The organism is Pseudomonas sp. IT-P100 (assembly GCF_949767185.1).
GTDB lineage: Bacteria > Pseudomonadota > Gammaproteobacteria > Pseudomonadales > Pseudomonadaceae > Aquipseudomonas > Aquipseudomonas fluorescens_B.
Genome location: NZ_CATKQK010000016.1, coordinates 86,867 through 93,336 on the forward strand (window position 1 = coordinate 86,867; position 6,470 = coordinate 93,336).

3 protein-coding genes are annotated in these 6,470 nt (G+C 59.1%); 2 read left to right on the plus strand and 1 reads right to left on the minus strand.

Going from position 1 to position 6,470, the window contains the following annotated elements:
* Positions 1-3 precede the first annotated feature (3 nt).
* Entirely contained in the window at positions 4-3,420 is a 3,417-nt protein-coding gene (locus tag ACM6IQ_RS15275; RefSeq protein WP_414879226.1) for an amino acid adenylation domain-containing protein, read from the plus strand.
* A gap of 22 nt (positions 3,421-3,442) precedes the next feature.
* On the plus strand, positions 3,443-3,910 hold the full coding sequence (locus tag ACM6IQ_RS15280) for an SRPBCC family protein (protein ID WP_017335812.1): 468 nt from the start codon (positions 3,443-3,445) through the stop codon (positions 3,908-3,910).
* Between the two features lie 135 nt (positions 3,911-4,045).
* On the opposite strand, the gene ACM6IQ_RS15285 is transcribed toward ACM6IQ_RS15280, so the two are convergent.
* A complete protein-coding gene (locus tag ACM6IQ_RS15285) occupies positions 4,046-5,926 on the minus strand; it encodes a methyl-accepting chemotaxis protein (RefSeq protein ID WP_414879227.1) in 1,881 nt (626 codons plus the stop codon).
* Positions 5,927-6,470: the final 544 nt, after the last annotated feature.

Genomic DNA, 6,470 nt, shown 5'->3' on the forward strand with positions numbered 1-6,470 from the left:
ATCATGAGACGTCTCGACATTCTGCTCATTGGCCACAGCCAGGCCCTGACCGACCTGGCGCTGGAGCTTGAACAACACGGTCATTCACTGACGCGGCTGACGGCCCTCGACCCGCCGCCGTCGGACAACGCTGACTTACTGATCGACGATGCCAGCCTGTCGTTCCAGCCGTTGGGCGATGTACCTCGACTGACGTTGCGCCTGGGTGTCGGAGTTCGTGGGGATTCAGGTTTACCGCCGCTGGACCTGCTGTGCCTGTACGGTTCGACGCTGCTCACCCGCGTGCCGATTGCCGACGAACCTTCGGGCAATGGCCAGGCGTTGCGTCTGCGAGCGGTGGCGCAACTGGTGGACCATGTCGCATTGCTGGTCAGCCGTTTCTCCCGGGATGCCGACTATTTTCTGCTCGTCGAACCGGTGACGCCCGTTCAGTTCGAGCAGGTGGAAAGTCTGCTTTTTTTAGAACACCTGGCCTTCGTCCACCGCCTCAACGCAACCGCTAACCCCGGTGTGCTGCAACGCGCTCAGGTGCCGATGATCGAGCGCCTTGAGCAGCGCTTCATTGAGTCCGCCGAACGACCAGCGCTGAGCATTGCCGGCATGTCCCTCAGCTATCGCCAACTGCATGCTCACAGCCGTGCCATCGCGCAGCGATTGCAACCATTGCTCGAACAGCACGACAAGCCGTTGGTGGTGGGTATCTGCCTGCCGAAATGCAGCGCGTTGTATGCGGGGATTCTGGCGATTCTCGGCAGCGGCGCGGTGTACCTGCCGCTGGAACCGAGCCACCCGTTGCAGCGCCAGCAATACATTTTGTCGAATGCTGGCGCCGTGCTGTTGCTGCACGACGGACAGCACCCGCTCGCCTCCGAGATGCCCAGCCTGGACATCAGCGCAATCGACATCGAGCACATGGATGTCGATCAACCGTTGATGCGCCAGCGCCCGGACCTCGACGCGCCGTGCATGGCGCTCTACACCTCGGGCACTACCGGTCATCCCAAGGGCGTGTTGCTCAGCCAGGCCAACCTGGCCCACTTCACCGCGTGGTATGCCGACTATGTGCTACTGACTGAACAGAGCCGCGTATTGCAGTTTTCGTCACTGAGCTTCGACTCGTCGTTGATCGATATTTTCCCGACGTTGCTCCAAGGCGCCGAGCTGATCGTACCCAACGACGATCAACGCCGTGACCCGCTGCAACTGGTCGAACTGATCCGCCACCAACAGTTGAGCCATGCGTTTTTGCCACCGGCCTTGCTGAGCATTCTGCCGCTGGATCAATTGCAGGTGCTGAACCACGTGATGACTGGTGGCGATGTCTGCGAACCCTGTGTCATCGAGCAACTCACCCGCCAGGGCAATCTCTACAACCTCTATGGCCCGACCGAAGCCACGGTGCTGATCACCGCACGGCAACTGCGCGTCGATGACAGCAATCGCACACTCGGCGCGCCGATCGCCAACAGTCAGGTGCTGATTCTCGACGAGGATTTTCAACCGGTGCCCGAACAGACCGTCGGCGAGTTGTACATCATCGGACCGGGCGTTTGCCTGGGATACCTGAACAACCCGCAACAGACCGCCGAACGTTACCTGAACCTGAGCTTGCCGAACGGTGAGAGCCTGCGCGCCTATCGCACCGGCGACATGGCGAAGTGGACCGGTGCAGGCATCGAGCTGTGCGGACGCCGGGACAATCAGGTCAAGATTCGCGGCTTTAGGGTCGAGCCGGAAGAGATCGAACGCTGCCTGCGTGACAGTCAGCTGTACCGCCAGGTGGCGGTGGTGATCGACAGCCAGCGGCGGATCCTCGCCTTCCTCGCCCAGCCTCAGGAAAATCAAACCGGTGCCGCGCGAGAAGCGCTGAAGGCACACGCTACCCGGTTTCTGCCGGACTACATGCAGCCCACCGCCTGGACCGAATTGACGAGCATGCCGTTCGCCAGCAACGGCAAGGTTGACCGCAAAGCGCTGTTGGAACTACCCGTCAGCATGACGGAAAACCCGTCGCGCCGTTTGCCCGCCAACGCCGATGAAGCGTTGCTGCTGGAGATCTGGGCCGAGCTGCTGGAGCTGCCGGCCAGCGATATTTCCACTGACGAAAGCTTCTTCAATCTGGGCGGTCACTCGATCCTGTTGTCGCGCATGCTATTGCGACTGCGTGAAGAGTTCGGGCGCAGCATTTCGATCAACCGCTTCATCGAACTGCCCACCGTGACGAAACTCGCGACGTTGGTGCGCGGCTCCGGCACCGAAGAAGTGCTGAGCGAGCAGGCCATGGCGGATGCGTTCCGCGAGCTGGATGTACAGCCGTTACCGGTCAGCCGCATGGGCGATGTGCACAAGGTGATCGTCACCGGCGCCAACAGTTTTGTCGGCGTGCACATCGTCGAGGCGTTGCTGGCCTGGGGGGCCAGCGAAGTGGCTTGTCTGGTACGCGATGGTGACGGGCAATCGGCGGCCGAGCGCTTTGCTCATGCACTGCGCGAGAACCGTCTGGAGCATCTGGATCTGAACCGGGTGCGGGTCTACGCGGCGGACATCACACGGCCCTCACTCGGGCTCGCCGTGGAGGTTTACGAGCACCTGGATCGCGAGTTCGGCGCACTTGTGCACAACGCCGCCAACGTCAATCACGTGCTCGATTACGAGTCGCTGGCGCGGGACAACGTCGAACCGATTTTCGAGTGCCTGCGCTTGTGCGAAGGGCGCAGCAAAAAGATCTTCAATTTCGTGTCGACATTGTCTGCGTCGAGCACGATTTCCGATGACGGTCGGGTGCTTGAACTGCCCGCCGCGCAGACCCCGCCGATCTACATCAAGAACGGCTACAACCTGTCGAAGTGGGTCGGTGAGCGCATCCTCGAACGAGCGCGGGAGCGTGGGGTCCGGGTCAATGTGTATCGCCCCGGCAACATCAGTTTCAACAGCCTCACGGGTGTCTGCCAGCCACACAAAAATCGATTGATGCTGATGCTCAAAGGCTCGATCCAGCTTGGTCAGGTGCCAGAGTTCGCGTTGAATTTCGACCTGATGCCGGTGGATTTTCTCGCCCGTTTCATCGCGTTCCACGCCAGTCGTTATTCAGCGGAAAAAGCGGTGTTCAACCTGCACAACCCCGAACCCTTGAGTTGGGACGATTACGTCGCGTCCTTCCGTGAAGCGGGGCGGGAATTTTCCATGGTCAGCGTGGCCGACTGGCAGCAGCAACTGGGCCGGGTCGACAGCGACAACGCGCTGTTCGGCGTACTCGGTTTCTACCTCAACGGCTTCGAGGAAGACATCGGCGACATCTCGATGATCGGCCACGACAACGCCCAGGCCGGTGTGCGGCAGATGGGTGCGCACTACCCGGAAAAGTCCCCGGCACTGCTGCGCCGCGGCTGCGACTACCTCAAGGAAATCAACTTCATCTGATTCACCCAACCGGAGCAAAACCATGAAGACCCTGCAACCCGATACCCTGATCAAAAACCCTCAAGGCTGCCACGTCGTGTCGTCGGTGGATGTGCCGGCAGAGGCCCTGAAAGTCTGGGCAGTGGTCGGCAATTTTGCCGGCTTCGATCGCTTCATCCCGGCGTTGTCGCACATCGAGATGACCGGCGAAGGCGTATCGTCCCTGCGCAAGAAATTCTTTAAGGATGGCAACCTGGTGGTCGAGCAACTCAATTCGCGGGATGACCAGGCTCAGAGCATGACCTGGACCACGATTTACAACACGCTGGGCGTGGCTAATTTGTGGGCGGCGATGACGGTTGAAGCGCTCGGTGAAGGCAAGTCCCGGGCGACCTGGACCATCATTGCTGAACCGGCTGAGGGTGGCGATGAGGCACTGCCGGGGTTCAAGGATTTTGTGCAGGGATTTGCTGATAATGCGATGAGTAATGTGTTGAAACTGTTTGTTTAAAGCTTCAGCTTGGTGGTAATTGAGCCATCGCAATCGCGGGCAAGCCCGCTCTCACAGTATCGCGGCTGGACACGATTTTGTGTGCGCCAAAAATCCTGTGGGAGCGGGCTTGCCCGCGATTGAACGATAACGCGGTCAGATCCTGAAGCTATCAACCAACTGCTTCAATCGGTTCGCCTGCAACGACAACGCATCGCAATCCTTCAACGTTTCATTGAGGTTGGCCACGCTCTGCTGGTTCAGCAAATTGATCTGGTTGACGTCAACGTTGAGGGTCTCCACCACCGCCGTCTGCTCTTCCGTCGCGGCGGCCACCGATTGGTTCATGCCGTCAATTTCGCCAATACGCTTCGTCACGCTGACCAGGCGCAAGCCCGCCTGGTTCGCCACTTCGACGCTCTCTTCGCTGGAGACCTGGCTGGCGTTCATGGTGGTCACCGCTTCGCGCGAGCCGATCTGCAGCGACGTGATCATCTTGTGAATCTCCTCGGCCGACTCTTGCGTGCGATGGGCCAGGTTGCGCACCTCGTCCGCCACCACCGCAAAACCACGCCCGGCTTCACCAGCGCGAGCCGCTTCAATGGCCGCGTTGAGGGCGAGCAAGTTGGTCTGCTGGGAGATGCCTTTGATCACATCGAGAATGTGCCCGATGTTGTCGGTGCTCGCGTTGAGGGTTTCGATCTGCGTGCAGGACAGGCTGATTTTCTGCGACAGCTCGGTCATGGCCAGAATGGTTTTTTCCACCACAAGACGACCGTCATCCGCCTGCTCGCTCGCGCCGCTGGCGTGCTGCGAGGCGTCAGCAGCGTTGCGAGCGATTTCCTGGGTGGCGGCACCCAATTGGTTGATCGCCGCCGCCACGCTGTTGGTGCGAGCACTTTGCTCGTCAGAGCCAACGATCGAGGCGTTGGACGAGGCCATGACCCGTTGCGACAGGTCATGGACCTGGCGAGTGGCCGACGACACTTCGGAAATCGACGCGTGAATCCGCTCCACGAACTGGTTGAAAGAACCGCCCAGTTCGCCGAATTCATCTTTGCTTTCCACGGACAGACGACGGGTCAGGTCGCCTTCGCCCTGGGCGATGTCCTGCATCGCGCGGCCCATGGTAGTCAGCGGACGCATCAGCACGTTGATCAGCAGGCTCAGCAGCACTGCGATCACAGCCACGGCGATGAACATCGCGATCAATGCCGAGGTTCGGAATTGGCTCAATGGTGCGTAGGCCTTGTCCTTATCGATCGACAGACCGATGTACCACGCCGCATTCGGTAAACCGTTGACCGGGGTGAACGAGAGGATGCGTTCCTGGTTGTTCAGGGTGACTTGCTGATTACCCTTCTCGATGCGCAGGCTTGTATTAGGGTAGATGTCCTTCAGGTTTTTCATGACCTGGTCTTTGTCCGGGCTGACGATCACCTGCCCGTCGGCACTGACCAGAAACGCATGGCCAACGCCGCCGAAGTCCACCGAGTTGATGATCTTCACCAGGGTTTCCAGGCTCAGGTCACCGCCGACCACGCCGAGCAGTTCGCCGTTCTTTTTTACTGGCATGGCGATGGTCACGACCAGACCACCGACGGCGGCCATGTAAGGCGGAGTCAGCATGGTTTTGTCAGCGACAACGGCTTGCTTGTACCACGGCCGCTGACGCGGATCGTAGCCGTCCGGCATCTTCGCGTCCGGGCGCTGGGTGAACACGCCATTGGTCTGGCCGACGTATGTGAACTGAAAGTTCGAGGTGAAGGCCGGCTGATCAACCAGACCCGGCAGATCGGCATTGGCGCCTTGATGAGCGACGTTCTGTGCGAGATTTTCCAGCACCAGCACGCGGCCGCTCATCCAGTTCTGCACGCTGCTGGCGGTCAGGTCGCCGGCCTGTTGAACAGAGGACTCGAGGTTTTGCCGAATGGTATTTCGCTGCAGATAGTCGTTGTACAAAGTGAACAACGCAAAGGCCAGTACCACGACGCCGGAGGCGGCCAGCAGGATTTTATGGCTGAACTTGAGATTCATTTCATGGGACTTCTTATGCAGAAAGTGGGGATGCGGTCCGGGTTGCAACATTCCATGTGCAGCTCAAGTGGCTTCTATGGCCGCTCTACTTTGGTGCACGCATGTCTCATCAGTCTGTCGGCACAAACGGGTTAAATCTTAGGGATATGTACGAAATGACCGGCATTTCCGTCAGATACCCGCCGAACGGCGTGCTAGAGCGCCTCAGTAACATTTTCGTGATGACGGTTGTTCGAGCGACGGTTGCAAACTTCCCAGCCCTTGATAAAAATGCGACTAATTATCATTTGTGGCGTCCGGGCTGTCGCGTTCATACATCGAGTACTCGAAGTGGATGATCCGCACCTTGAGCACGCCAACCGACGTGATCGAGAACAAGGGCTGGCTTTTTTGGTTTCGTTGAGACGGCCTATCGGGCTTTCAGCAAGCCTGAAACGACAAAACCCCTGTCTGCGTTAACAGACAGGGGTTTCGGAATTCAATCTTGACGATGACCTACTCTCACATGGGGAAACCCCACACTACCATCGGCGATGCATCGTTT

Bases quoted from the DNA above. Each gene is read 5' to 3' on its own strand.
- ACM6IQ_RS15285 (WP_414879227.1), bottom strand. From the start codon at position 5,926: ATGAATCTCAAGTTCAGCCATAAAATCCTGCTGGCCGCCTCCGGCGTC.
- ACM6IQ_RS15275 (WP_414879226.1), top strand. From the start codon at position 4: ATGAGACGTCTCGACATTCTGCTCATTGGCCACAGCCAGGCCCTGACC.
- ACM6IQ_RS15280 (WP_017335812.1), top strand. From the start codon at position 3,443: ATGAAGACCCTGCAACCCGATACCCTGATCAAAAACCCTCAAGGCTGC.